This is a genomic window from Serratia sp. 506_PEND (genome assembly GCF_001076875.1).
In the GTDB taxonomy this organism is placed as follows: Bacteria; Pseudomonadota; Gammaproteobacteria; order Enterobacterales; family Enterobacteriaceae; genus Serratia; species Serratia marcescens.
The window spans coordinates 1-461 of the sequence record NZ_JVEL01000562.1 but is presented as its reverse complement, the minus strand read 5'-3'; the positions used below and the strand labels follow the sequence as shown (position 1 = coordinate 461).

1 protein-coding gene is annotated in these 461 nt (G+C 58.4%); it reads right to left on the bottom strand.

The window, feature by feature from the left end:
* Positions 1 to 379, bottom strand: a 379-nt coding sequence (locus tag ADK28_RS25025; RefSeq protein ID WP_275452772.1) for an ImcF-related family protein, incomplete at its 3' end; no start/stop codon positions are given.
* Positions 380 to 461 lie beyond the last annotated feature (82 nt).

The following is a 461-nucleotide window of genomic DNA, read 5'->3' as shown; positions in this document are numbered from 1 at the left end:
GGGCATAATCCAGATGCTGCATCAGCTGTTGCTGGACTTGCCCCTGCTCCGGAAACGCCTTTTGCCAGCGCCGCGCCATGTACTGCTCGACCAGCGGAATGCTGCGCCCGGAGGCATCTTCCGTCATCCGCATGACACGCAGTACCGACATTTTTTCTTCACTGGCAGAGGGGGCATGCTGCAGGTCCTGTGCCAGCCCCGCAAGCACAGCTGGCAGAAATTGCTGCTGCAGTAACGCCAGATAAGACGTTTCCACATACGGGCCGATACGCCCTCCCTGATACAGTCCCATATCAGCAAACAGGGGATGCTTGCTGCGGTAATCACCGTAAGAGAGGGCGGCTTGTCGGATAAGGTTCAGTCGTGGCAACAGTTCCATACCAAAAGCCTGCGGCCCGGCCGTTTCACGCGTATGGATAAACTGTCGGGCAGACAGCAGAACCTGATGTCCCGCGTCGCGG